Origin of the sequence: Lysobacter stagni, assembly GCF_030053425.1 — a bacterium.
Taxonomy (GTDB): domain Bacteria; phylum Pseudomonadota; class Gammaproteobacteria; order Xanthomonadales; family Xanthomonadaceae; genus Lysobacter_J; species Lysobacter_J stagni.
In genome coordinates this window covers 1,042,294-1,067,486 of sequence record NZ_JASGBI010000001.1, presented here as the reverse complement: position 1 = coordinate 1,067,486, position 25,193 = coordinate 1,042,294, and the positions used below count along the sequence as shown (strand labels likewise).

At 68.5% G+C, this 25,193-nt stretch carries 17 protein-coding genes; 8 read left to right on the top strand and 9 right to left on the bottom strand.

Features of this window, described 5'->3' with window-relative positions; all coding sequences use genetic code 11:
* Window positions 1-26 precede the first annotated feature (26 nt).
* The 3 genes from QLQ15_RS04750 (at window position 27) to QLQ15_RS04740 (ending at window position 7,264) form a co-directional block, all read left to right on the top strand.
* Window positions 27-1,496, top strand: a complete 1,470-nt coding sequence (locus QLQ15_RS04750) for a DcaP family trimeric outer membrane transporter (protein ID WP_283211699.1) — start codon at window positions 27-29, stop codon at window positions 1,494-1,496.
* A gap of 12 nt (window positions 1,497-1,508) precedes the next feature.
* Complete coding sequence (locus QLQ15_RS04745; protein ID WP_283211698.1) at window positions 1,509-3,170, top strand: MFS transporter; 1,662 nt, start codon at window positions 1,509-1,511, stop codon at window positions 3,168-3,170.
* Between the two features lie 299 nt (window positions 3,171-3,469).
* Entirely contained in the window at window positions 3,470-7,264 is a 3,795-nt protein-coding gene (locus QLQ15_RS04740; RefSeq protein ID WP_283211697.1) for a M48 family metallopeptidase, read from the top strand.
* A 43-nt stretch (window positions 7,265-7,307) separates the two neighbouring features.
* Here QLQ15_RS04740 and QLQ15_RS04735 read toward each other — a convergent pair whose 3' ends face one another.
* Together QLQ15_RS04735 and QLQ15_RS04730 are read right to left on the bottom strand one after the other, a co-directional pair.
* Window positions 7,308-9,677 carry a Tex family protein gene (locus QLQ15_RS04735; RefSeq protein WP_283211696.1) on the bottom strand — a complete coding sequence of 790 codons (2,370 nt, stop codon included), beginning with the start codon at window positions 9,675-9,677 and terminating at the stop codon, window positions 7,308-7,310.
* Between the two features lie 111 nt (window positions 9,678-9,788).
* Window positions 9,789-10,259: a cupin domain-containing protein gene (locus QLQ15_RS04730; RefSeq protein WP_283211695.1), complete on the bottom strand. Its 471-nt coding sequence runs from the start codon at window positions 10,257-10,259 to the stop codon at window positions 9,789-9,791.
* 80 nt (window positions 10,260-10,339) lie between these two features.
* Here QLQ15_RS04730 and pdxR point away from each other — a divergent pair, with 80 nt between their 5' ends.
* Window positions 10,340-11,800, top strand: a complete 1,461-nt coding sequence (gene pdxR / locus QLQ15_RS04725) for a MocR-like pyridoxine biosynthesis transcription factor PdxR (RefSeq protein ID WP_283211694.1) — start codon at window positions 10,340-10,342, stop codon at window positions 11,798-11,800.
* Between the two features lie 29 nt (window positions 11,801-11,829).
* On the opposite strand, the gene QLQ15_RS04720 is transcribed toward pdxR, so the two are convergent.
* The 4 genes from QLQ15_RS04720 to QLQ15_RS04705 all read right to left on the bottom strand — a co-directional run bounded on the left by QLQ15_RS04720 (window position 11,830) and on the right by QLQ15_RS04705 (window position 15,291).
* Window positions 11,830-12,633, bottom strand: a complete 804-nt coding sequence (locus tag QLQ15_RS04720; protein WP_283211693.1) for an MBL fold metallo-hydrolase — start codon at window positions 12,631-12,633, stop codon at window positions 11,830-11,832.
* A gap of 102 nt (window positions 12,634-12,735) precedes the next feature.
* Window positions 12,736-13,191, bottom strand: coding sequence for an EF-hand domain-containing protein (locus QLQ15_RS04715; RefSeq protein WP_283211692.1), 456 nt, complete (start codon window positions 13,189-13,191; stop codon window positions 12,736-12,738).
* A 13-nt stretch (window positions 13,192-13,204) separates the two neighbouring features.
* Complete coding sequence (locus QLQ15_RS04710; protein WP_283211691.1) at window positions 13,205-14,392, bottom strand: DesA family fatty acid desaturase; 1,188 nt, start codon at window positions 14,390-14,392, stop codon at window positions 13,205-13,207.
* A 137-nt stretch (window positions 14,393-14,529) separates the two neighbouring features.
* Window positions 14,530-15,291, bottom strand: a complete 762-nt coding sequence (locus QLQ15_RS04705; protein ID WP_283211690.1) for a CHAD domain-containing protein — start codon at window positions 15,289-15,291, stop codon at window positions 14,530-14,532.
* 132 nt (window positions 15,292-15,423) lie between these two features.
* Between QLQ15_RS04705 and mutM the strand changes: the two genes are divergently transcribed.
* The 3 genes from mutM to QLQ15_RS04690 all read left to right on the top strand — a co-directional run bounded on the left by mutM (window position 15,424) and on the right by QLQ15_RS04690 (window position 19,871).
* Window positions 15,424-16,248, top strand: coding sequence for a bifunctional DNA-formamidopyrimidine glycosylase/DNA-(apurinic or apyrimidinic site) lyase (mutM, locus tag QLQ15_RS04700; protein ID WP_283211689.1), 825 nt, complete (start codon window positions 15,424-15,426; stop codon window positions 16,246-16,248).
* Between the two features lie 94 nt (window positions 16,249-16,342).
* Window positions 16,343-16,906 carry an ECF-type sigma factor gene (locus QLQ15_RS04695; protein WP_158731879.1) on the top strand — a complete coding sequence of 188 codons (564 nt, stop codon included), beginning with the start codon at window positions 16,343-16,345 and terminating at the stop codon, window positions 16,904-16,906.
* A 118-nt stretch (window positions 16,907-17,024) separates the two neighbouring features.
* Window positions 17,025-19,871, top strand: a complete 2,847-nt coding sequence (locus tag QLQ15_RS04690; protein ID WP_283211688.1) for a serine/threonine-protein kinase — start codon at window positions 17,025-17,027, stop codon at window positions 19,869-19,871.
* An 816-nt stretch (window positions 19,872-20,687) separates the two neighbouring features.
* On the opposite strand, the gene QLQ15_RS04685 is transcribed toward QLQ15_RS04690, so the two are convergent.
* The 3 genes from QLQ15_RS04685 to QLQ15_RS04675 all read right to left on the bottom strand — a co-directional run bounded on the left by QLQ15_RS04685 (window position 20,688) and on the right by QLQ15_RS04675 (window position 23,040).
* Complete coding sequence (locus tag QLQ15_RS04685) at window positions 20,688-21,311, bottom strand: thymidine kinase (protein WP_283211687.1); 624 nt, start codon at window positions 21,309-21,311, stop codon at window positions 20,688-20,690.
* Between the two features lie 28 nt (window positions 21,312-21,339).
* Complete coding sequence (locus tag QLQ15_RS04680; RefSeq protein WP_283211686.1) at window positions 21,340-22,227, bottom strand: methylglyoxal synthase; 888 nt, start codon at window positions 22,225-22,227, stop codon at window positions 21,340-21,342.
* A 75-nt stretch (window positions 22,228-22,302) separates the two neighbouring features.
* Window positions 22,303-23,040 carry an SEL1-like repeat protein gene (locus tag QLQ15_RS04675; RefSeq protein WP_283211685.1) on the bottom strand — a complete coding sequence of 246 codons (738 nt, stop codon included), beginning with the start codon at window positions 23,038-23,040 and terminating at the stop codon, window positions 22,303-22,305.
* Window positions 23,041-23,186: 146 nt separating this feature from the next.
* Between QLQ15_RS04675 and QLQ15_RS04670 the strand changes: the two genes are divergently transcribed.
* Window positions 23,187-25,166 (top strand): UvrD-helicase domain-containing protein, encoded by a 1,980-nt coding sequence (locus tag QLQ15_RS04670; RefSeq protein WP_283211684.1) that lies wholly within the window; start codon window positions 23,187-23,189, stop codon window positions 25,164-25,166.
* Window positions 25,167-25,193: the final 27 nt, after the last annotated feature.

The window sequence follows — 25,193 nt, the reverse complement described above, 5'->3', positions numbered from 1 at the left end:
GGCGCGGCGTTCCTTGGGAGGGAATCATGTCCACACGCATTGCCACGACGCCGACGTCGACGCCGCAACCGCGCCGCCGTCCGCTCGCCGCCGCATTGCTGGTCGCGCTGGCGCTGCCGGGGATGGCGTTCGCGCAGACCGCGAAGGAGAAGGAGCTGGAGGCGCGCGTCGCCCAGCTGGAAGCGATGGTCCAGCAACTGGTCGCGCAACAGCAGCAGCAACAGACCCAGATCAGCGAAGTGAAGACGGCGCAGGCGACGCCGCCCGCCGCTCCGGCCGCCGCTGCACCGGCGACGGCTGCCGCAGGCGCACCGAAGGTGTCGCCGATCCAGAGCACGACGATCACGCCGGCCGCCAATCCGAACTCGAAGTTCTATTACGGCGGCTTCATCAAGCTGGACGCCTCGCTCACCTCGACCAACGACGGCGACATTCCCGACGGCACCGTCGGTCGCCTGTTCTATGTGCCCAAGGCCATTCCTGTCGGCCAGGGCCATCTGCGCGAGGGCGGCACCGACACAGACATGGGCGCCAACTTCTCGCGCTTCTGGTTCGGCGTGGACAGCGATACCGACAACGGCGACAAGCTGAAGGCCTACCTGGAGTTCGATCTGTTCGGCGGCGGCAGCACGGCCTTCACCGGCAACGAGATCGCCACCAACACCTATGCGCTCACGCTGCGCCAGGCCTATGTGCAATGGAACAAGTGGCTGGCCGGCCAGACCTGGACCAACTTCCAGGACACCGCCGCACTGCCCGACACGGTCGACTTCCTCGGCCCGACGGAAGGTACGGTGTTCGTGCGCCAGGCACAGGTGCGCTACACCAACGGGCCGTGGTCGTTCTCGATGGAGAACCCGGAGACGGTCTACACGCCGTTCAACGGCAACATGGCGCAGATCGCCGGCGACGACGGCCCGATGCCCGACCTCACCGCGCGCTACACCTTCAAGGGCGATTGGGGCCACTTCGGCGTCGCGGGCCTCGTGCGCCAGCTGAAGTACCAGACGGCAGGCGTCGCGGCCACGCCGACCGTGCCGGCGCGCCCGTCGGTGGAGGACGACACCACCGGCTACGGCATCAGCGTGTCGGGCAAGTTCAACATCGGCAAGAACGACGACATCCGCTACATGGTCACCGGCGGCAGCGGCATCGGCCGCTACATCGGTCTGGCGCTGAACAACGATGCGGTGCTCGATTCCACGGGCGACCTGGACAACATCGACGTCATCGCCGGCTTCGTCGGCTGGCGCCACGTGTTCAGCCCGAAGCTGCGCACGAACCTGTTCTACTCGCGCGCCGACTACGACCAGAACGTGGACTTCACTGGCCTTGGCATCACCAAGGGCGCGCAATCGGCCCACTTGAACCTGATCTACACCCCGCTTCCCAAGCTCGACCTGGGTGCGGAGCTGATCTGGGGCCAGCGTGAACTCGAGAACGGCGACCGCGGCGAGCTCAACCGCCTTCAGACGCATGTGAAGTACAACTTCTAAGAGGCGACCAACGTGTCCACCATCACCGCAAATACCCCGAAAGAGGGCACCCTCACCCAGGGGCACAAGAAGGTCATCTTCGCGTCCAGCCTGGGCACCGTGTTCGAGTGGTACGACTTCTACCTGTACGGCTCGCTCGCGGCGATCATCGCCAAGCAGTTCTTCAGCGGCGTCAACGAAACCACCGGCTTCATCTTCGCGCTGCTTGCATTCGCCGCCGGCTTCTTCGTGCGTCCGTTCGGCGCGGCGTTCTTCGGCAGCCTCGGCGACCGGATCGGGCGCAAGTACACCTTCCTCGTGACGATCGTGATCATGGGCCTGTCGACGTTCCTGGTCGGCGTCCTGCCCAACTACGCCACCATCGGCGTGGCGGCGCCCGTCATCCTGATCGCCCTGCGCCTGTTCCAGGGTCTGGCGCTGGGTGGCGAGTACGGTGGCGCGGCCACGTACGTGGCCGAGCACGCACCGCATGGCAAGCGTGGCCTTTACACCAGCTTCATCCAGATCACGGCCACCGCAGGCCTGTTCCTGTCGCTGCTGGTGATCCTGGGCTGCCGCGTGTATCTGGGCACGGAAGCGTTCGAGGCCTGGGGCTGGCGCATTCCGTTCATGGTGTCGATCGTGCTGCTCGGTATCTCGGTGTGGATCCGCCTGCAGCTCAGCGAATCTCCGCTGTTCCAGCAGATGAAGGCCGAGGGCAAGACCGCCAAGAAGCCGTTCCGCGAGAGCCTGTTCTCCAGCAACGGCAAGCTGATGCTGCTGGCGCTGCTGGGCGCGACGGCCGGCCAGGCGGTGGTGTGGTACGGCGGCCAGTTCTACTCGCTGTTCTTCCTCACCCAGACGCTGAAGGTCGACGGCACCACGGCGAACCTGCTGGTGGCCGGTGCGTTGTTGCTGGCGACGCCGTTCTTCGTCGTCTTCGGCGCGCTGTCCGACAAGATCGGCCGCAAGAAGATCGTCATGGCCGGTTGCCTGCTGGCCGCGCTGACCTACTTCCCGATCTTCAAGGGCCTGACGCACTACGCGAACCCGGCCGTCGAGGAGGCACGCGCATCGGCACCGGCCGTGGTCCATGCCGATCCGAACACGTGTTCGTTCCAGTTCGACCCGATCGGCAAGAAGGTGTTCACCAACTCGTGCGATATCGCCGCGGCTGCGCTGGCCAAGGCCGGCATCCCGTACGAAGTCCAGCCGGCGCCTGCAGGTTCGCTGGCCAGGGTGACGGTCGGCGCCGGTGAGGTAACGGCCTACGAGGGCGCCGGACTGAGCAAGGACGACACCAAGTCCCATGCCGAAGCGTTCGCAAAGGCCCTGAAGGGCATCCTGATCGGCGCCGGCTATCCCGAGAAGGCGGATCCCGAGCGGATCAACAAGCCGATGGTGCTGACACTGCTCTGGGTGCTGGTGCTCTACGTGACGATGGTCTACGGCCCGATCGCGGCGTGGCTGGTGGAGCTGTTCCCCACCCGCATCCGCTACACCTCGATGTCGCTGCCGTACCACATCGGCAATGGCTGGTTCGGCGGCTTCCTGCCGACCATCTCCTTCGCCCTCGTGGCGGCGACCGGCAACATGTACTACGGCCTGTGGTACCCGATCATCATCGCGCTGATGACGTTCGTGATCGGCTCGCTGTTCCTGCGCGAGACCAAGGACGTGGACATCACCAAGTAAGCATTCCCACGTCGTGAGCTGTGACAACAACGCCGGCGCAAGCCGGCGTTGTTGTTTTCAGGCCCGGATGCGCACAGTCCCGGCAGCGTGCACAATCGGCCCGGGGTCCTGACCTGCCTGCGGCAACGCCTGCGGCCAACCGTCTGGGGAGACGGCGCGGGTGGCGCGTGCACGGTGGGACCCGGGGCGCTTTCGGAGGTTTCGCATGTAAATGGCGAGCCCCCGGACGCAGGCTGGACGAAAGCCACAACCAGGGGGATCACACGTTGGATACGCTCTATCCGGCCGGCCCATCGGCCGTGCCCGCTCAGTTGACCGCACCCAGCGCCGCCTACCGTCGCCATACGTGGCTGGCGGTCGCCGGACTGCTGACGTTCGCCGTCGCCTACCTGGCCCTGCTGGGCTGGTTCACATGGACCGCCTGGCGGCTGTTCCACGCACTGATCGCCGGGGAAGGCGGCGACGGCTTCAGCAACGTGCTGGTCGGTTCGTTCGCCGCGTTCCTGGCGATCTTCATGGCCAAGGGCCTGGTGTTCTTCAAGCGCAGCGCGGGCCACTCGGACCTCGAGCTGAAGGCTGCCGACCAGCCAGAGCTGTTCGCGTTCCTGCACCGCCTGGCCGACGAAGCCCGCGCACCGCGACCGCATCGCGTGTTCCTGTCGCCGCGCGTGAACGCTGGCGTGTTCTACGACCTGTCGCTGTTCAACCTGATCGTGCCGTCGAAGAAGAACCTCGACATTGGCCTGGCGCTGGTCAACGTGCTCAACCTGGGCGAGTTCAAGGCCGTGCTGGCGCACGAGTTCGGCCACTTCGCGCAACGCACGATGGCGGTGGGTCGCTGGGTGTACGTGGCGCACCAGATCGCCTCGCAACTGATCGCGCGGCGCGACGCACTCGACAGTCTTCTTGGCACGCTCTCGCGGTTGGACATTCGCATTGCGTGGATCGGCTGGGCGTTGTCGCTGATCGTCTGGGCGATCCGCTCCCTGGTGGAGTCCGCGTTCCGTATCGTGGTCCTGTCCGAACGTGCGCTCTCGCGCGAGATGGAGTACCAGGCCGACCTGGTCGCCGCGTCGCTCACCGGCAGCGATGCGCTGGTGCACGCGCTGCATCGCCTGGGCGCGGCCGACGACGCATGGAATCGCGCACTCGCCCACGCCTCGCGCGAGTACCAGCGCGGTCGCGCGGTCGACGACCTGTTCGCCGTGCAGACGCGCGTGATCGAGCAGATGCGCCGTGTTGCGCCGCACGCAACCTTCGGCGAGCCGCCAACGCTGCCCGACAACGACCGTCACCAGCATCGCGTGTTCCGCTCGGAGCTGGCGAGGCCGCCACAGATGTGGTCCACGCATCCGAGCAACTCGGACCGCGAAAGCAACCTCAAGCGCCAGTACGTCGCCGCGCGTATCGACGAGCGCCCCGCCACGCTGCTGCTGCGGGACGCCGATGCGCTCAAGCGGAGGCTCTCGCACGACATGCTCGTCGGTGAACCGCCCGCATTCGCGCCCATCGAGGAAACACTGAAGCGTCTGGATGCCGAGTTCGACCGGCGCTCGCTCGACCTGCGTTACCGCGGCTCTTACCTTGGCCGCTCGTTCGTGCGCGAGGTGGAAGCGCCAGCGGAGCTGTTCACCGCCACCGCCAATGCGCTGGGCGATGCCGAACTGCTCGCCCGCATCGGCGAGCTCTATGCGCCCCGCCACGGCGACGACCTGCGACGCCTGGACGAACTGGCGCAGGAGCGCGACACGCTCGAAGCCACGCATCTGGGGCACCTGCGTGCCCCCGGCGGCGAAGTGCACTGGCGTGGTCGGACGCTGTCGGTGCGCCAGCTGAAGCCGGTGATCAAGGAGCTGGATGCCGAGATCGCGCCGCTGCGCGAGGCCGTGCGCGAGCACGACCGCCAGTGCCGCAGTCTGCATCTGATCGCGGCGCGACGCGTGGCGCCCGCCTGGGAGCGTGTGCTGGCCAGCGAAGTCGAGCTGCTGCATTACTGCGAACATACCGAAGCGAACCTGCGCGACCTGCACGGGTTGTTCGTCAACACGCTGCAGGTGGTGACGGCCGACAACCGCGTATCGTCCACCGAGCTGCGCCGCCTCATCGGCGACGCGGACCGCCTGCACGATGCGATCGGCGTGGTCTACGACCGCGCTGGCGACGTCGTTGTCGACGACACCGTCGCCACGCGACTGGAGCACTCGTTCGCGGAAAGCCTGGGCAAGCTCGGGCTGGGTGTGCCGACGGCCGAGAACATCAACCAGTGGCTGAAGGTGGTGGATGGCTGGGTCAACCACACCTGCGGCGAACTGATGCATCTGCGCGCGGCCGCGCTGGAATCCCTGCTGGCCAACGAGGACCATGTGACGGCGTGGCTGGCCTCCGGCGAGAAGCCGGACGCACCGACGCCATGCCAGGTGCCGCATCCCTATCCCGTGCTGGTCCCGGGCAAGGAGCGCAAGCGGCAGACGCGCCTGGGCTGGTGGGATCGCTTCCAGACGGCGGACGGTGTGGTGGCGACGGTCGCGCGCGTGGTGGTGGCTGGCGGCATCGTCGGTGGCGTTCTGATGCTCGGCATGCAGACCGGCACCGCCACCGTATCGCTGTACAACGGCCTTTCGCGCACGGTGGTGGTGGAGATCGACGGGCAGACCGTCGAGCTCGCGCCGCAGCGGGCGACAACCCTGTCGGTGGAGGCCGGCACGGCGCACGAGGTCGTCACGCGCACGCCGGACGGCGATGTCGTCGAAACCTTCCGCAGCGAGAAGATGCCGGGTACGTCGCACTTCCTCTACAACGTTGCCGGCGCGACGCCGCTGGTGCAGTGGACCGCAATATACGGCACCGGTCAGCAGGCACCGCCACAGCACAATCTGGGTGCGCTGCGCTGGTCGGCCAGCGCGGCCGACCACGTCTTCGAGGAACCGCCCCAGTCGATCAGCACGCAGGCGCACGATAACGGCGGCACGCGCACCGTGCTCAGTGCGGCGGGTGACCTGATGCCGCAACAGCAGATCGCACTGGTGCCGGGCAGCGACGAGCAGCGCGAGCTGATCCGCGCGCATGCGCGCTGGGACGATCCGCAGTCGCGCCATCTGTCGACCTGGCTGTGGCTTGCCAAGGAGCTTCCCGGCGGCGTCGATGGGATCGTCACCGACCGCCTGCGCCGCGATCCGCACGACGTGGCGACGCTGCGCGCCGAACAGGCACTCGCACTGGCCAATGGCCCGCGCCATGACGAGGTCTGCGCAAGGCAGCGCGCGCTCGCTCAGAAGGAACCTGCGTTCGCCGGCTACGCGTACCTCGCCGCGCGTTGCACGCCCGAAGGTCCCGACCACGACGCGGCCTTCCTGGCAGGCCAGCAACGCTGGCCGGACGATCCGTGGTTCGCGCTGGCGTCCGGGTACGTGTATGCGCAACGTCAGCAGTGGCCGCAGGCGGATACGTTGTGGAGCCAGGCCCTGCGGACGCCGGCAACGGCGGAGAACGTGGCGCTGGAGCTGGCGCGCGTGAAGCGCATCACCGACGTGCCCGCCGCGCAGTGGCAGTCCCTGGTCGGACAATCGTCGGTGCTCGCGCAGATGCTCGAACTACCGAGCGCCGCCACGCGTGGCACGCCGTACGAGGCGTACGCGTGGCTGGAACAGGGCGACCTGTACAACGCCGTCAAGCAGGCCGAAGGCGATGCGACGCTGTATACGCACGTGCTACGTCAGGCGGCGGCCTCCGACGGTGCATCGCCGGAGCTGGTGCAGCGCGCGCTCGCCCTGCTGCCGACCGAGGGCATCGACCCGGGCACGCTGTGGAGCAGCTGGGCGCTGGCCCTGCGTGAGGGTCAGTCCGATGCGGGCTGGCGCGAGAAGGCACTGGCCGATCCGACCGACGAGGGCATGGCCGTTGCTCGCTTCGTCGATGCGGTGCGCGCGGGCGCGAGCCAGACCGATGCCGAAGCCGCACTCGGCAACGTGATGCCGCGAACCCGCGGCCTGGCCTATGCGATGGCGGTGACGCTGCGCGGCGACGCGTGCCCGCTGGCCTGGCGCGAAGCCAGCAAAAAGCTGCTGTTCACGCCGGAACGTCCGTACTTCCGCTGAAACGCAACGACCTCCCCCGCACTCGCGGGGGAGGTCGCACGGATCAAGACTTCTTTGCCTTCGCGAACGCCGCGGCCAGCGCGTTGTTCATGGGCGGCGGCGTGTTCGCGCGGGCGGCGTTGGCACCGGCACCCCGCGCATCGCGGCCACCGTCGCGGCGCGGGCCGCCGGAACGCGGATCGCGCTCCTCGCGCGGGCCGCGCGGTGCGGGCGCGGTGTCGTCGAGGCGACGCGTCAATGCGATGCGCTTGCGCGCGACATCGACCTCCAGCACCTTCACCTTGACGATGTCGCCTGCCTTCACCACTTCGCGCGGGTCCTTCACGTACTTGTCCGACAGCGCGGAGATGTGGATCAGGCCATCCTGGTGCACGCCGATGTCGACGAACGCGCCGAATGCGGCGACGTTGCTCACCACGCCTTCCAGCACCATGCCCTCGCGCAGGTCCTTGATGTCCTCCACGCCGTCGGCGAAGCGCGCGGCCTTGAATTCCGGGCGCGGATCGCGTCCGGGCTTCTCGAGCTCCTTGAGGATGTCGCGCACCGTCGGCACACCGAACGTCTCGTCGATGAACTGTTCGGCCTTCAGGCCACGCAGCATCGGCGCATCGCCGATGAGCTGCTTCACTTCGCGACCGCACTGCTTGAGGATGCGCTCCACCACCGGATAGGCCTCCGGATGCACGGACGAGGCATCCAGCGGCTGGTCGCCGTCGGCGATGCGCAGGAAGCCCGCGCACTGCTCGAACGTCTTGTCGCCCAGACGCGGCACCTTGAGCAGTTCCTTGCGCGACTTGAACGCGCCGTTCGCGTCGCGATACACGACGATGTTCTGCGCGATGGTCGACGACAGTCCCGACACGCGCGTGAGCAGCGCGGCCGAAGCGGTGTTCACATCCACGCCGACCGCGTTCACGCAGTCCTCGACCCTCGCGTCCAGCGCGCGCGCCAGCTTGAACTGGTCCACATCGTGCTGGTACTGGCCCACACCGATGGCCTTGGGTTCGATCTTCACCAGTTCCGCCAGCGGATCCTGCAGGCGTCGCGCGATCGACACCGCGCCGCGGATCGAGACATCGAGGTCGGGGAATTCCTTCGCCGCGAATTCCGAGGCGGAGTACACCGACGCGCCCGCTTCGCTGACGACGATCTTCTGCATCTTCAGTTCCGGCGCGAGCTTGATGAGATCACCCGCCAGCTTGTCGGTCTCGCGCGAGGCGGTGCCGTTGCCGATGGCGATCAGCTCGACCTGGTGTTTCGCGCTCAGTGCGCGCAGCACCATCAGCGACTGGTCCCACTGCCGCTTGGGTTCGTGCGGGTAGATGGTCGCGGTGTCGACAAGCTTGCCCGTGCGGTCGACCACGGCGACCTTCACGCCCGTGCGCAGGCCCGGGTCCAGGCCCAGCACCGCCTTCGGCCCGGCCGGCGCGGCCAGCAGCAGGTCCTTGAGGTTGTCGCCGAACACATCGATGGCCTCGGCCTCTGCCTTCTCGCGCGCCTGCGCGAACAGGTCGAGCGTGAGGTGCAGGTGCAGCTTGGCCTTCCACGTCAGGCGGCACGAATCCAGCAGCCACTTGTCGGCGGCGCGGCCCTGCGCCTTGATGCCTGCGTGCACCGCGACGCGGCCTTCGCCCTGCACGTGGCCGGCGTCGGCATCGCTGCCCGGGTCGAGGTCGAGGAACAGGAACTCTTCGCGACGGCCGCGGAACAACGCGAGCAGCCGGTGCGAGGGAATCTTCGACAGCGGTTCGGCGTGGTCGAAGTAATCGCGGAACTTCTCGCCGGCGGCTTCCTTTCCTTCGGCCACGCGCGAACGGATCACGCCGACCTCGCCCAGCCAGGTGCGCAGCTCGCCGACCAGCGCCGCGTCTTCGCCCCAGCGTTCCATCAGGATCGCGCGCGCGCCGTCGAGCGCGGCCTTCACGTCGTTCACGCCCTTCTCCGCATCGACGAAGCCGGCGGCGAATTCCTCCGGCGCGAGCGTGGGATCGGCCAGCAGGCCGTCGGCGAGCGGTTCCAGCCCGGCTTCGCGCGCGATCTGCGCACGCGTGCGGCGCTTGGGCTTGTAGGGCAGGTACAGGTCTTCCAGGCGCGCCTTGCTGTCGGCGGTCTCGATGTCGGCGCGAAGCTCGTCGGTGAGCTTGCCCTGCTCTTCGATGCTCGCCAGCACGGCGGCGCGACGGTCTTCCAGCTCGCGCAGGTAGGTCAGTCGCGTTTCCAGATTGCGCAGCTGCGTGTCGTCGAGACCGCCGGTGACTTCCTTGCGGTAGCGCGCGATGAACGGCACGGTCGCGCCTTCGTCGAGCAGGGCGATGGCGGCCTGCGCCTGCTGCGGTTGGGCGGCGATCTCATCGGCGATGAGGCGGGCGATTTTCGCGGCGAGCTGCGCGCTGAACTTCTTGGGGTCCTGCATTGCTTCCAATCGTTGTAACCCGGTCTTCCGGGTGGAACGTCGATTGTCGCAATGCATGCGGCGGCGCGGTACCCGTTGACATCCGCGGCGAAGCGGCGGCGGCCCGCGCGGTCAGTCGACCAGATCGCGCAGCGCCAGCCCGTGCCGCACGCAATGGTCGCGGTAGGCCTGGAGCTGCGAATGCGCGTCGGCGCGCGACTTCACGTTGCCGCCCGCATCGATGAACTCCACCGCGCCGATAACCACCACCAGCGCGGTCATCTCCTCCTCGCCCGTCACTTTCCACCAGTCGGTGTTGCCGGGCGGTTCGTAGACGTAGTCGCCGGGGCCGATCACCTCGCCCGTGCACAGCGTGCGCGTGCCGGCGAGGTTGTAGGCGTGGATCTCACCGGTATGGCGATGCAGGGGCATGACCGCGCCCGGCCGCATCCGCAGCAGTTCGACGAAGCCGCGGCCGTCCTTGAGGAAGCGCAGCGGCTTCCAGGACTTCTCCACGCTCATGGGAATCCAGGGCGTGTCGGCGGTGGCGGCGATCCGGGCGGGGAGGAAGTCCTGCAGCGGGGTGCGGCTGAACGCGGTCATGGGAGGGTTCCGGTGGACGGCCTTGTGGTCCGTGAGGGATACCGTAGGCTCTGGTTGGTTCCAGGAGAGCGCCAGTTGCCATGACCCCGCAGGAACCAGTTTTCGAGTTTCCGCTGGACATCGGCGCGACCGGTGCGAACCGCACGCGCCTGCTGCACGAACAGCTGCGCACCGCCATCCTCGAACAGCGCCTGCGCGCCGGCACCGAACTGCCGTCCACGCGCCGCGTCGCCTCGGCCTATCGCATCGCGCGCAACACGGTCATCGCCGCGTACGACCTGCTCCTCGCGGAGGGGTATGTGGTCACGCGTGCCGGCGCGAAGGCGGTGGTGGCCGACGTGGTGTCGCGACCTGCCGCATCGGTCCGGCGCGCGACGCGGCGCGCGGACCGTGCACCGCGCCTGGGGGCGACATGGCAGCCGCCGTCATGGAGCAGCGCGGTCCAGGCCGGCGATGAATGGACCACCGGCTTCCGCCTCGGCGTGCCGGACCATCGGGCGTTTCCATTCGATGTGTGGCGACGCCTGCTGTCGCGGGCGTTCCATCCGCGCCATGGTGCATCGCTGGGTTATCAGCCCCCGCACGGACGACCCCGCCTGCGTGAAGCCATCGCGGGGCATGTGTCGTTCGCACGCGCGGTGTCGTGCCGCGGCGAGGACGTGATCGTGACCTCCGGTGCGCGACAGGCATTCGACCTGCTCGCGCGCCTGCTGATCGAGCCCGGTCGCACCACCGTCGCGGTCGAGGATCCCGGCTACCCCACGGTGCATGCAACGATGTCGGCCGCAGGCGCCCGCGTGGTCCCGGTGCCGGTGGATTCGGAAGGACTGCGCGTCGATCAGTTGCCCGGCGACGCGCGACTGATCTACGTGACGCCGTCGCACCAGTATCCGACCGGCGTGGCGATGTCGATGGCGCGTCGTCGCGCCCTGCTCGGCTTCGCGCGCGAGCACGATACGTGGATCATCGAGGACGACTACGACGGCGAGTTCCGCTACGGAGCGCGCCCGCTCGACGCGCTGCAGACGCTGGATCGCGAGGGTCGCGTGATCTACGTCGGCACGTTCTCCAAGAGCGTGTTTCCGTCGCTGCGCATCGGTTACGTCGTCGCGCCGCCGTGGCTGCGCGACGCGCTGGCCGCCGCGAAGGAAGGCGCGGACACCTGCGGCAATGGCCCACTGCAGGATGCCCTGGCCGATTTCATCCTCGAGGGCCATCTCGCGCGGCACGTGCGTCGCATGCGCAAGGTCTACGCGGCGCGGCGCGCGGCTCTGAACGCCGCGTTCGACGGTCCGCTGTCGCGCTGGTTCGAGCCGGTCGCGTCCGAAGCGGGCATCCACGTGACGGCACGGCTGAGCGATGCGGACGGCGCCAACGCGCTGATCCCGCGCATCCTCGAGCACGCGCCGGGCGCGATTCCGCTGCACGCGCTGGCGCGACGCGACGATGCGATGGCGGGCATTGCGTTCGGGATCGGATGTATCGACGAGGACGCGATCGCGGATCGCCTGGACGCGTTGGCGCGATCGTTGGCGCGGTGACGGCCAACCATCGCGGCAGCGCGAAGCAGCTAGGCCACCGCCGCCAGATGACGGTCGAACGACGCGTCCACCGCATCGCGGCCGCCGCCAAGGATGTTGCGGCCCCAGGTGTATCCGTAGACATCCTCGAACGCGAACCCGCGCAGCCGCGCTTCCATCGCGCGCACGTCGCCGGTCTTCATCGGGATGTAGTTCGGATAGCTGTACATGAAGGTCACATGGCGCCGGTCCAGCACCACCTGCAGCGCGTCGCCGGGGAACAGCGCGCCGCCCGCTCGTGGACCACGGGCCCAGTGCAGCGCGGTGCTGCCGTCGAAGTGGCCGCCGGCGCGGACCAGCGTGACGTCGTCGGACAGGCGCAACGCATCGCCGTGCCAGAACTCGATGCGCTCGGACGGGCGCATCACCCATTGCCGGTCGGCTTCGTGCAGCAGGATCGGTACGCCGCCGAGCGCTTCGCTCCATTCCACCATCGCGCTGTAGAAGTGCGGATGCGAGATCACGATGCGGTCCACGCCACCGCGCGCCTTCAACGCCGCGACGGCTTCCTCGGTGACCAGGCTCACGCACTCCCACAGCAGGTTGCCCGCGTCCGTCGGCAACAACAGCGCGCGTTGCGGAATGGCGAACTCGCCGGCGATGCCGATGCCCAGCAGACCCGCGTCGTCCTCGATGCGCAGGCGATGCCGCGCCGCCAGCGCGTCATGCGTGGTCCATGTCTGTCCGTTCCAGCCGACGTACTGGCGCTCGTCCTCGCAGATCGGACAGTGCGCGGGCGGTGCGTCGGATGGTGCGTACTGGGTGCCGCAGGTTTCGCAGATGAAGCAGGGCATGGTCGTGTTCCGCGCAGGCGCGGTGTGCCTGGACACGATCAGGCTAGGGGCGGGGCATGCCCGCATGTGGACCAGTGCCGGGGAATCGGCAGGAACCAGTGTTCACTGCGGTGGAGCGAGCAGTTCCTGGGCGTCGAGGAAACCGTCGCGGTTGCGGTCCTGCCGGGCGAAGCGTTCGGCCAGCGTGCGGCGGTGATCGACCAGACTGATGGGCGTGCCGCGGCCGCCGGGAAGTTCGTCCACCGACAGCAGGCCGTCGCCGTTCGCGTCCATGCGGGTGAAGGCGTAACTCAGCCAGTCCTGGTATTCGAGCAGGGACACGCGACCGTCATGGTCTGCATCCATGCGTGCGACGTAGTCGGTGCTGGCTTCGACGGCGGGACGTTCGACCACCGGCGGTGCGACGGGCGCGGGTGCGGCATCGGACGCCGGCACGGGCGCGCGGTTCAGCGTCATCGGGATCGACTGGGCGCCGGCATCGGCGCCCCAGACGAGTGCGATGAAAAACAGAACGCCCGCGCGGATCCGCGCGGGCGTGTGCAGGTGCGTGCGATCCATCGCGCCGATGATGTCAGGCCGTGCGCGCCGGTGCCAGCGCATACCCCTTCATGCGCGCCGAGAACGCCTGCAGCGTCTGGATGCCGCTGGCCTCGGCCTCGGTGCACCAGGCATGCAGCCTGGCAAGCGTGGCCTGCGCGTCGTGCGAACGATCGTCCAGGACCTGCGCCAGACGCTGGCGGAAATCGGCCAGCGTGGCCATCTTCGGACGTTCGGCCAGCCAGGCCTGCAACTTGGCGCGCTTGTCATCATCGAGCCAGCGACCGCCGTCGGCCAGGCCGTGTCGCAGTTTGCGCGGCAGCTTCAACTTGGCCTCGCGCAGCGAAGGCAGCGTGACGCTGCGGTAGTAGTCGGTCATCGCCTGGAAGCGGATGGCCAGCAATGCCTTGAGCGTCTCGCCGTCGGGCATGGCGATGTTGGGGCGCACGTCCAGCGTCGGCGCCACGCGCAGCACCTTGGCCAGGCGCACTTTCTCCAGCACCTTGATCGCGCTCCAGCCGATGTCGAATTCCCACTTGCGCAGCGCGAACTTCGCCGACGACGGGAAAGCGTGGTGGTTGTTGTGCAGCTCTTCGCCGCCGATCCAGAAACCCCACGGCGTGAGATTGGTCGCGGTGTCGGTGGTCTCGAAATTGCGGTAGCCCCACCAGTGGCCCAGGCCGTTGACCACGCCCGCGGCCCAGAACGGGATCCACAACATCTGCAGCGCCCACACCGCCAGGCCCATGAAGCCGAACAGCGCGAAGCTGATGAACGCCAGCAGCGTCGGGCCGAACGTGGCGTACGGCGTGTAGAGGTGGCGCTCGATCCAGTCGTCCGGGCAGCCCTTGCCGTACTTCTCGATGTCCTCGCGCTGGCCGCGCGCTTCGCGGTAGAGCTCCACGCCGCGCCACATCACCGTGTCGATGCCCTTGAACTGCGGGCTGTGCGGATCTTCCTCGGTCTCGCACTTGGCGTGGTGCTTGCGATGGATCGCCGCCCACTCCTTCGTGATCATCGAGGTGGTCAGCCACGTCCAGAAGCGGAAGAAGTGCGCCAGCACCGGATGGAAATCGACCGCGCGGTGCGCCTGCGAACGATGCAGGTACAACGTGACCGAGAAGATCGTGAGCTGGGTGACCACCAGCAGGTAGATCAGCAGCTGTCCCCAGGTGGCCTGCAGCAGGCCGCCAGCGAGGAAATCGAACAGGGAAGCGGGCATTTCGGAGACTCCGGGGGAAAGGGCCTGCGTGCAGGCAGGTCCAGCGTCGATCATGCCAGCCGGGCAGCACCGTTCGCGCCTGTATGGCCTGGTTCCGTGATGGGGTCGTTCATGCCTTCACGCAAGGACGAACGCGTTCAGCCCGGGGCGACGGCAATGCGGCTGCGCAGCCGCTCCAGTGCATCGGCGCTGTACCGCCGCAGCGCCTTGCGGTCGTCCAGGCTGAATGGGGATTCACGCCCGCAGTGATCGCGCAGCAGGCTCAGGTCCTGCGCTTCGCCCAGGCGCTCGGTGGTGCGCTTGTCGAACGCCTTCGGGGCCGCCACCACGCGCAGGCCGACGGCGTCCATCGCACGGCGTTGCTGGGAGGCCCGGCGGGCGCGGCGGCGCCAGCGATGCCAGTCGGTGTCCTTGCCGCTGTGCTGGGCGCGTTCGCGAGCGCGGCGCGTGCGTTCGTCCGCATCGGCGACGGCCATGCGCAACCCGGCGGACGTCGCACGTTCCCAGGCCAGCGCCGGCAACGCCGCGCGCAGTACATCCAGCAGCGCGCGGCGGACGATCAGTCCGGGGTCCGATCGCAGCGCATCGGTCGTGCATGCGTCGCGCGCGGCGACCGCGGCCTCACGCGCGCGATCCAGCAGAGCTTTCGTCTCCGCGCTCACGCGGCGGGCGCGCAGACGGTCCAGTGTTTCGACCAGCGCGTGCGCGTCGCGCAGCGTGGACAGGCCCTCGTTCAACCCGCGCAGTTCGCGGTCGAGCATCGCCGCACCCGGGCCGAGGATGCCGCCGGCCAGCGCGAGCGAGGCACGCACGCGGCGCACGGACTTGCGCGCGCGGTGCACGCCTTCGTGCAGATCCGTATCGGCCAGCGCTTCGCGGGCGGCGTCCAGTTCGGACACGGCATACGCGCACAGCGCCGGGCCCGGCGGCGCCTTCTCCGCACGGCGCCTGGTTCCGGTTACGCGGGGGGACACCTTGTCCATCGCGGCGGGCGAACCCATTGAGCTCGGACACGATAGTACGCTCGCCCCATGCCCGAACTGCCCGAAGTCGAAACCACCCGTCGCGGCCTGGCGCCGCACGTCGAGGGCCGGCGCGTCACGGCGGTCACGCTGCGCCGGCCGGACCTGCGCTGGCCCATCCCCGACGAGGTCACGCGCCTGCTGCCCGGCCAGCGCATCGATGCCGTGCGCCGGCGTGCGAAGTACCTGCTGCTGGACACCGCCATGGGCAGCGCGCTGCTGCACCTGGGGATGTCGGGCAGCCTGCGCGTGCTGCCGGCCGACACGCCCGTGCGGCCGCACGACCACGTCGACCTGGCGCTCGAAGGCGGCCGCGAAGGCCCCCGCGTGCTGCGTTTCAACGATCCGCGCCGCTTCGGCTGCCTGCTGTGGCAGCCGCCCGGACAGACGCACGAGCTGCTGGCCGACCTGGGCCCGGAGCCCCTGTCGGACACCTTCGACGGCGATTACCTGTTCGCGATGAGCCGCGGCCGCAGCGCCCCGGTGAAGACCTTCCTGATGGACCAGCGCGTGGTCGTCGGCGTGGGCAACATCTACGTGGCCGAGGCGCTGTTCGCCGCCGGGGTGTCGCCGCTGCGCGCGGCGGGCAAGGTCTCGCGCGAGCGTTACCTGCGCCTGGCGGAGGAGATCCGGCGCATCCTCGACCATGCGATCGCGCGCGGCGGCACCACGCTGCGGGACTTCATCGCCCCGGACGGCGCGCCGGGCTACTTCGAGCAGGAACTGTCGGCCTACGGCCGCGGTGGCGAACCCTGCCCGCGCTGCGGACGGGCGCTGAAACAGGCCGCCATCGGCCAGCGAACCACCGTCTGGTGCGGGCACTGTCAGAAATAACTGACCTGCGCCCTCACGTTTTTCCGACGTCGGCCTTCTGCGGAACCGATCACGAAACGCGCTATATTCGCCCCCACTGCGCATGGGGTTCCCTATGGCCGAGACTGCCGATATCACGTTGCTGCTGGACGCTGCGCGGGAGGGGGATCGTGGCGCCCTGGACCGCGTGCTCGCCACGCTGTACCAGGAACTGCACACCATGGCGCGCCGGCAACTGGCCGGCCAGCATGGACAGACGCTGGATGCGACGGCACTGGTCCACGAGGCTTACCTCAAACTCATCGGACGGCGCGAAGCGCAGTTCGACGATCGAGCGCACTTCTTCGCCTATGCCGCGTCCGCCATGCGCAGTGTCGTGGTCGACTACGCGCGCCAGCGCCTGGCGCAGAAGCGCGGCGGCGACCTGCACCGCGTGACGGAATTGCCCGATGACGTCGAAGGCGGCCTGCGCCTGGACGAAGACACCCTGGGCCTGGATACCGCGCTGACCAAGCTGGCCGCGGTGGATCCGCGTCTGGCGCAGGTGGTGGAGCTGCGCTATTTCGCGGGCCTGTCGGAGCTGGAGATCGCCGCGCTGCTGGAACGTTCCGAGCGCAGCATCCGCCGCGACTGGCAGAAGGCGCGGCTGTTCCTGCTGGCGTCGTTGAAGGACTCCTGACGCGCGGCAGGGACCTGCGGCGGAGGCGCAGGATCCACGGCACCGCGCATTGCACCTCGCATCCGCCTTCCTCGCTGGAGGAAGCGCGCCACGGTGGTTCGTTGATGGGCTGACTCCGATGGATCCCGAGCGCTGGCAACGCCTCTCTCCCCTGCTCGACGCGCTGTTCGAGCTGGAGCCTGATGCCCGCGCACACCGACTGCAGCAGTTGCGCGATGAAGACCCCACGCTCGCGGACGAACTGCAGACGCTGATCACGCTGGACGAAAGCCACGAGGACTTCCTTTCCGAACCGCTGATCGCCCCGCTGGCCGGACTGCGCGCCGGCGCCGAGGTGGGCCCGTACCGGCTGGAGCGCCTGCTGGGCGAAGGCGGCATGGGCCAGGTCTGGCTGGCCGCACGTGCGGACGGCCTGTACCAGCGTCGCGTGGCGCTGAAGCTGCTGCGCCCCGGACTGACCGACAGCAACCTGCGCCTGCGCTTCTCGCGCGAACGGCAGATCCTCGCGCGTTTGGCGCACCCGCACATCGCGCGCCTGCTCGATGCCGGCATCAGCAGCGATGGCCTCCCCTACCTCGCGCTGGAGTACGTCGAAGGCGAGCCGATCACCGACTACTGCCGCAACCACCAGCTGCCGCTGGAGCAGCGGTTGAAGATGTTCCACCAGATCTGCGATGCGGTGAGCCATGCGCACGCCAACCTCATCGTGCACCGCGACCTCAAGCCGTCCAACATCCTGGTGACGCCCAGCGGCGATGTCCGGCTGCTCGACTTCGGCATCGCCAAGCTGCTCGACTCCGAAGCGCCGATGGTGGAACAGACGCGCACCGGCGTGCGCGCCTTCACCCTGCACTACGCCGCGCCGGAACAGGTGCGTGGCGAACCGGTCACCACCATGACCGACGTCTACTCACTGGGCGTGGTGCTGTTCGAGCTGCTCACCGACACCAAGCCCTACCGCCTGAAGCGGCAGACCGACGCCGAGTGGGAAGAGGCCATCCTCGGCGCCGATCCGCAGCGCCCCTCGCAGACGATGCTGCGCCGCGCCGAGGACAGCGGCGCGGACGTGCACGCCCTGCGCCGTCACGCGCGGCAGTTGGCGGGCGACCTGGACAACATCGTGCTCAAGACGCTGTCCAAGCGGCCCGAGCAGCGCTATCCGTCGGTCGAAGCGCTGGCACTGGACCTGACGCGCTACGAAGCCGGACGGCCGGTGCAGGCGCGGCCGCAGAGCATGGGCTATCGCTTCAGCAAGTACGTGCGGCGGCATCGCTGGGCGCTGGCGACCGGTTCACTGGTGGCGGTGGTGTTGAGCGCGGCCTTGGCCATCGTCGCCTGGCAGGCCCGGCAGGCGGTCGCCGAAGCCGGCCGCGCACAGGCGATGCAGGACTTCATGGTCGGTGTGTTCGAGACCGCACGCGGCACGCCGGAAGGACAGGCACTGGATCTTCGCGGCCTGCTCGACGGCTCGCTGGAACGCGGCAACCGCGAGCTCGCGCGGCAACCGCGCGCCCGTGCGGAGTTGTTCGGTGTGATCGCGCGCCTGCGCATCGGCCTGGGCGATTACCGCGAAGCCCTGGTGCTGCTCAATCGCCAGGCGGCGATCGTGGGCGCGACCGACGACATCCCGGTCAGTCTGGAGCTCGAATCGCTGACGCAGCGCGGCCAGGTGCTACGCCTGCTCGGCGAGTCGCGCCAGTGCATCGCGCTGATGCAACCGGCGTTGGCGACCGCACGACGCGAGCAGGCGCAGTTGCCGCCGCAGGTCAGCGAGTTCTACTCGCAGCTGGGTCGCTGCCGTCGCGACAACGGCGAACGCCAGGGCGCGCGCCAGCTGTTCGAGCGTTCGCTGACCCTGCGCCGCGACGACCGCGATGAAGTGGGCACCGTCGAGAACCTCATCGACCTGGCCAACCTGCAGGCCGACGCGGGCCAATCCGGCGCCGCGCTGCAAGGCTATGCGAAGGCGCGCGACCAGCTGCGCCAGAAGGTGGGCGAACGCCACGCGCTGCAGGTGGAGATCGGCACACGCGTCGCGTCGCTGCGTCAGGGGCTTGGCCAGACCGACGCCGCCGAACGCGAAGCGGCCGACGCCTTCGCACTGGCCCAGGAAATGTACGGCGCGCAGCATCCGGCGACGTTGTCGCTGCGCCGGCAACTGGCGGTGCTGCACATCGACCAAGGCCGCTACGCACAGGCCGAAAAGGAATTGCGCGAAGCCATCGCCCTGCAGCAACGGCGTGTCAGCGCGGGCGATCCCGACCCCTCCGAGACACGCCGCGACGCGGGCGAGCTGGGCATGCTGCAGCGACGCCTGGGCATGGTGGCGTGGGAACGCGGCGACAACGCCACCGCGCTGGCATCGATGCAACGCGCCGTGACGCTGGCACGCCGCCATGGCGACAACGCGCGCCTGGCCGACGCCCTTTACGACCAGGCGCGTTTGCAGCACGCCACCGGACGCGACCGCGCTGCGCTGAAGTCCATCACCGAGTCGCGCGAACTGCGCATGGCGGAAGTCGGACCGCGCGATGCGCGCGTGGGCGACACCGACCGCCTGCTCGGCCTGATCGAACTCTCGCTGGGCGACCACGACCGCGGCATGGCGCACCTTGCGCAGGCGGTCACGCTGACCCGCAACGGCTACGGCAGCACGCACCCCCGGACGCGCGAAGCGGAACTCACGCTGGCCCGCCAGCAGGCACTGGACGGCGACGACAGCGCACTCACTCGACTGGACGCGCTGGCCGGCCTGTCGCAGACCGACCTCGACCTGCGCCGCACCGCATGGCGCGCACAGGCCTATGCGGCGCAGTTGCGTTGCCACGGACCGGATCGCGAACCCGCGCTGGCGAAGCTGTCCTCATTGCAGGACCAGTTGCAGACCGCTCAGCCGGATGGCGGCGCGATCACGCGGGAGGTGACGGCGATCGTGCGGGGGTGTGGGGGTGTGGATAGCGGTTGACTGGCCGCGCACGATGGCGCTGGCGGAAGCGAGTTGCAGCTGCAAGTTGGCATTGACCACCGCGGTTGCGGTTGCGGTTGCGGTTGCGGTTGCGGTTGCGGTTGCGGTTGCCGTTGCCGTTGCCGTTGCCGTTGCCGTTGCAATTGATCTTGCGACTTCGGAGCGAGCCGAGCACCGGAGCCGGAAAAGGGCGAAGAGTCGCCCACTGTTTGAGTGCCGCGTAGCGGCGCGAGTTTGGGCGACGTCCCTTTTCCGGCGAGGAGCGCAGGGGACCGCCGCGCAGCGGCGGATCGCGGAGGGAGCCAACGGTTTTGGTTACTTTTGCCAAGACAAAAGTAACCCGCCCGTTCGCGGGCGGAAGCTTTTGCTTTTGCCGTTGCCCTGCAACTGCCGTTGCCGTGGTTGTCGTCATTCCCGCGAAGGCGGGAATCCACGTATCCGGCGTATCACGGCCTTCGAAAAGAGTGTGACGACTGAAGGTTGGATTCCCGCCTTCGCGGGACGAGCTTCGATATCAAGAGCAACAGCTTCCGCTCGCAAGCGAGCGGGTTACTTTTGTTTCGGGCAAAAGTAACCAAAACCATCCGCTCCCTCCGCGATCCGCCGCTACGCGGCGGTTCCCTGTGCTCCTCGCCAGTCAGGGGGACGTCGCCCAAACTCGCTGCGCTGCGCTCCGCTCAAACATGGGCGACTCTTCGGCCCTCGCACGGCTGCGGTGCTCGGCTCGCTCCGAAGTCGCAAGGGCAACAGCCAGCGCAACGGCAACGGCAACCGCAACCGCTCAGGCAACAGCTCGGCAAAGTTACGCCAGCGCGCTCACCCCAGCGGCAGCGGCGGCTGCAACGGCTCGATCGTCCCCTCGCCGCGCATGACCTTCTTGTATTCGGCCCGCGAAACCGACACGTAACGATCGTTGCCGCCGATCTCCACCTGCGGCCCCTCGCGCACCGCGCGGCCCTGTTCGTCCACGCGCACCACCATCGTCGCCTTCTTGCCGGTATGGCAGATGGTCTTGATCTCGCTGAGCTCGTCCGCCCACGCCAGCAGGTACTGGCTGCCCTCGAACAGTTCGCCGCGGAAGTCGGTGCGCAGGCCGTAGCACAGCACCGGGATGCGCAAGGCATCCACGATTTCCGACAGCTGCCATACCTGCGAGCGGGTCAGGAACTGCGCCTCGTCGACCAGCACGCAGTTGAGCGTGCCGTTGAACACGATGTCGCGCTTGACCAGCGCTTCCAGGTCGTCGTCGCGTTCGAACGCGATGCCGTCCGCGCGCAGACCGATGCGCGAGGCCACCGTGCCGCTGCCGGCGCGGTTGTCCAGGCGCGGGGTCAGGATGGCCACGCGCATCCCGCGCTCGCGGTAGTTGTGCGCCGACTGCAGCAGCGTCGTGGTCTTGCCGGCGTTCATCGCCGAATAATAGAAATAGAGCTTTGCCATGCGCTCAGTTTAATCGGTTGGTCCTGGCTCAGGCCGTGGTTTGCGCATGCGCCGCGCGCAGTTTCGCCGCCGACGCCCAACGCTGCGCCATCGCCGGCGAGGCGATGCAGGCCGCGTCGAAGGTCACGGTGGTGACGGCGCGCTCCAGCAACTGGATGTCGGCCTCGTGCTGGCGCGCGACGTGCGGGTCCTCGAAGAAGATGGCGCGCTGGCACTGGCGTTCCAGCACGAGATCCGCGATCTGCGCATCGCCGCCCATGGGGCCGCTCTCGAAGCGCTGCACCCAGGCCTGCCCCTGCGGCCAGCCGCGGCTCCAGGCCAGTTCGTTGAGGCGCTGGCCGGTGGTGCCGGTGGCCACGCGGCGCGAGAAGCGCGACAGCAGGTCGAAGTGCTCGGACGCATAGGCCAGCATCTGCGGCTTCATCGCGTCGTGCGCGATCATCGCCAGCGTCTGGCGTTCGAACTGGTGCAGGTTGTCGGCGCCCGGGTCCGGCGCCAGCCCCGCGTGGATGCGCTCCACTTCGATCCAGTCGCGCGCCGAGGCCACGGTGGAAATGAACGGCTTGCCGTGGATCACGCACTGGCGCTTGAGCGCCACCGCTTCGGGAAACACGGACGACGGGTCGACCGGGTCGATCAGGTAGATCGCGCCGTCCAGCGTGCGCTCGGGGCTGCCCAGGCCGACGACTTCGGCCACCAGCTTCATCAGGCCGCCTTCGCGCCCGTACGGGTAGCGGCGCAGCCCCGTGTAGCCCGCCAGCATGCCGCCGGCGACGATCGCGTCGAAGGTGCGGCCGACGGTGTGCAGTTCCAGGCCCAGTTCGCGGATGGCCGGCTCGCAGATGCGCAGCCAACGGAACAGTGCGGCGTCTTCGCTCAGGTGGTGCAGGCGGTTGGCGGCCAGGCCCAGGCGCATGGCGGATTCATCATGAGGAGTCGAGGCCGAAGTCTAACCGCGGCCACGGGCTCCGCCGCGCCCCACTGCAACGGCTCAGTCGTCCGGATTGGCCTTCGTGGTCGGCCCGACTTCCACGTTGCCATGCTTCCAGATGGCGTCTTCCGCCGCCCAGTAACGCTTGGGGTTGAGGCGCCATTCGTCGTACATCGGGGCCAGATCGACCGAGCCGGCTCCGTCGTAGGCGTTGAGGCCGGACGGGTTGGCCATGACGATGAGGCGGCCGTCGACATTGCCCACGCGGCTGCCGGTGATGCGCCCCTTGGCACGCAGCATCGCCTTCTCCAGCCGGGGTTTGGCCACCTTGTCGCCGTACTGCGCGTACAGCGTCGCGCCTTCCTGCAGCGCGCGTTCGCGCTCGGCGTCGGACAGCTCGGCCCACATCTTCTCGCGCAGGATCGCGAAGGTGGGATACAGGCGCTCGGCTGCCAGATCGGCCCACGCATAGGCCAGTGCGGGATCGCGCGGCACGCCCACGCCGTGCCAGTACATCAGGCTGATGCGGTGCTGCGAGTACTTGTCCGCGTAACGCGCGGCCAGGCGGAACTGTTTCAGGGCATCGCCCCAGTCGCCCTTCGCGGCGTAGTCGGCGCCGTAGAGGCGGTGGCGCTCGTTGGGCAGGGCGTTGGCGAAGCGTGCGCGCACGTCGAAGGTGTGCGCATTCATGCGGTCGGTATCGGCCACGACGGCCGCGCGCGCGTCGGGCGTGGGCTCGACGGCGCCATCCCCGGCGGACAATGCGGCAGCGAAGAGCACCGTGGCGAGCAGTTCCATGCCGTCTCCTGGATGTCGATCGCGGGCTTAGTGGCCCCTCGGCCGCGCCGGGGCGACCGAAAGCAGGCGATTGTGACCGTCGCGCTGGTCCGCCGCCGCGGTTACGGCACAATACGCCGCCGCCTCCGCGGCAGTAAACCCGGTTCATGCACGGTCTCAATCCTCCCCAACGCGCCGCCGTCCTCCACACCGAGGGCCCCCTGCTCGTGCTCGCCGGTGCGGGCAGCGGCAAGACGCGCGTGATCGTGGAGAAGATCGCGCACCTGATCTCCTCCGGCCGCATGCCGGCCAAGCGCATCGCGGCCATCACCTTCACCAACAAATCGGCGAAGGAAATGAAGGAGCGCGTGGCCAAGCGCATCAAGGGCGACGCGGCCGAAGGCCTCACCGTCTGCACCTTCCACGCATTGGGCCTGAAGTTCCTGCAGATCGACCACGCCAAGGCCGGTCTGCGTCGCGGCTTCTCGGTGTTCGACAGCGACGACAGCAACGCGCAGATCAAGGACCTGATGCCGCCGGGCAGCAAGCCCGACGCCATCGACGACATGCGCAACCTCATCTCGCGCGCGAAGAACGCAGGGTTGTCGCCGGAAGAGGCGCTGGCCGTGTCGAAGAGCCCGCGCGAGATGGAAGCGGCGCTGATGTACCAGCGCTACCAGGCGCGACTGTCCACGTTCAACGCGGTGGACTTCGACGACCTGATCCGCCTGCCCGTGCAGATTCTCGAGTCCGACGAGACCGTGCGCCTGGCCTGGCGCGAACGCATCGGCTACCTGCTGGTGGACGAGTGCCAGGACACCAACGACGCGCAGTACCGCCTGTTGATGGCGCTGGCCGGCGAGAAGGGCCTGTTCACCTGCGTGGGCGACGACGACCAGTCCATCTACGCCTGGCGCGGCGCGAATCCGGACAACCTGTTCCAGCTGGGCAAGGATTACCCGCAGCTCAAGATCATCAAGCTCGAGCAGAACTACCGCTGCTCCAACCGCGTGCTGCGCACGGCCAATGCGTTGATCGCGCACAACCCGCACGAGCACCCCAAGACGCTGTGGAGCGACCAGGCCGACGGCGAGCGCATCCGCGTGTGGGAATGCCGCGACGGTGCGCACGAGGCGGAGAAAGTTGCCGCGGAGATCCACTTCCTCGCGGCCGCCAAGACCGCGCCGTGGAGCGATTTCTGCATCCTGTTCCGGGGCAACCACCAGAGCCGTGCGCTGGAGAAGGCGCTGCAGCTGCTGCGGGTGCCCTACCACCTCAGCGGCGGCACCGCGTTCCTGGAGCGCGGCGAAGTGAAGGACGCGCTGTCGTGGCTGCGCCTGATCGCCAATCCCGACGATGACGCAGCCTTCCTGCGCGCGGTGCAGTCGCCCAAGCGCGAGATCGGTGCGACCACGCTGTCGAAGCTGGCCGAAATGGCGCAGCACATGCACATGCCGATGTCGCGCGCGGCCGAGCAGATCGGCGTGCTCAAGCAGTTGCAGCCGCGTGCGGCGAACGCGATGGATGGCTTCGTCAACATCGTGCGCCACCTGCGCAGCGAAGCGTTCAAGATCAGCCCGGCGGAACTGGTGCGCGTGCTGGCCGACAAGAGCGGCCTGCTCGCCGCGATCCGCGCGCAGTGCAAGGACGAGGCGAGCTTCAAGCGACGCAAGGAGAACCTGGAGGAACTGTCCGACTGGTTCGATGGCGGCAAGGGCTCCGGCCCGGGCGAACTGGCCGCGCAGCTTGCCCTGCTTTCACACGCCGACAAGGGCGATGCCGGCAACCAGGTGCGCCTGATGTCGCTGCATGCGGCCAAGGGTCTGGAGTTCCGCTACGTCTTCATCGTCGGCATGGAGGACGGCACGCTGCCGCACGAGATGGCGCTGGAGGAAGGCTCACTGGAAGAAGAGCGCCGCCTGCTCTACGTCGGCATCACGCGCGCAAAGGAACAGTTGTGGCTGTCGCACTCGCGCGAGGCACAGAAGTGGGGCGACAAGCTGCGCCTGCAACCCAGCCGTTTCTTCGACGAACTGCCCGGCGCCGAGATCCAGCGCGACGGCTCCGACCCCGTCGCCGATGCCGCGCGCAAGCAGGAGCGCGCCGCCGCGGGGTTTGCGGCAATCAAGGCGTTGCTCGGCGAGTGATCGGGGCGGTCGCCGCGCGACGGCGAC

Coding starts and splice junctions, on each gene's coding strand:
- QLQ15_RS04730 (WP_283211695.1), bottom strand. CDS start 10,259: ATGACCGCGTTCAGCCGCACCCCGCTGCAGGACTTCCTCCCCGCCCGG.
- QLQ15_RS04690 (WP_283211688.1), top strand. CDS start 17,025: ATGGATCCCGAGCGCTGGCAACGCCTCTCTCCCCTGCTCGACGCGCTG.
- pdxR (WP_283211694.1), top strand. CDS start 10,340: ATGACCCCGCAGGAACCAGTTTTCGAGTTTCCGCTGGACATCGGCGCG.
- QLQ15_RS04715 (WP_283211692.1), bottom strand. CDS start 13,191: ATGGATCGCACGCACCTGCACACGCCCGCGCGGATCCGCGCGGGCGTT.
- QLQ15_RS04710 (WP_283211691.1), bottom strand. CDS start 14,392: ATGCCCGCTTCCCTGTTCGATTTCCTCGCTGGCGGCCTGCTGCAGGCC.
- QLQ15_RS04680 (WP_283211686.1), bottom strand. CDS start 22,227: ATGCGCCTGGGCCTGGCCGCCAACCGCCTGCACCACCTGAGCGAAGAC.
- QLQ15_RS04675 (WP_283211685.1), bottom strand. CDS start 23,040: ATGGAACTGCTCGCCACGGTGCTCTTCGCTGCCGCATTGTCCGCCGGG.
- QLQ15_RS04685 (WP_283211687.1), bottom strand. CDS start 21,311: ATGGCAAAGCTCTATTTCTATTATTCGGCGATGAACGCCGGCAAGACC.
- QLQ15_RS04735 (WP_283211696.1), bottom strand. CDS start 9,677: ATGCAGGACCCCAAGAAGTTCAGCGCGCAGCTCGCCGCGAAAATCGCC.
- QLQ15_RS04750 (WP_283211699.1), top strand. CDS start 27: ATGTCCACACGCATTGCCACGACGCCGACGTCGACGCCGCAACCGCGC.
- QLQ15_RS04720 (WP_283211693.1), bottom strand. CDS start 12,633: ATGCCCTGCTTCATCTGCGAAACCTGCGGCACCCAGTACGCACCATCC.
- mutM (WP_283211689.1), top strand. CDS start 15,424: ATGCCCGAACTGCCCGAAGTCGAAACCACCCGTCGCGGCCTGGCGCCG.
- QLQ15_RS04695 (WP_158731879.1), top strand. CDS start 16,343: ATGGCCGAGACTGCCGATATCACGTTGCTGCTGGACGCTGCGCGGGAG.
- QLQ15_RS04670 (WP_283211684.1), top strand. CDS start 23,187: ATGCACGGTCTCAATCCTCCCCAACGCGCCGCCGTCCTCCACACCGAG.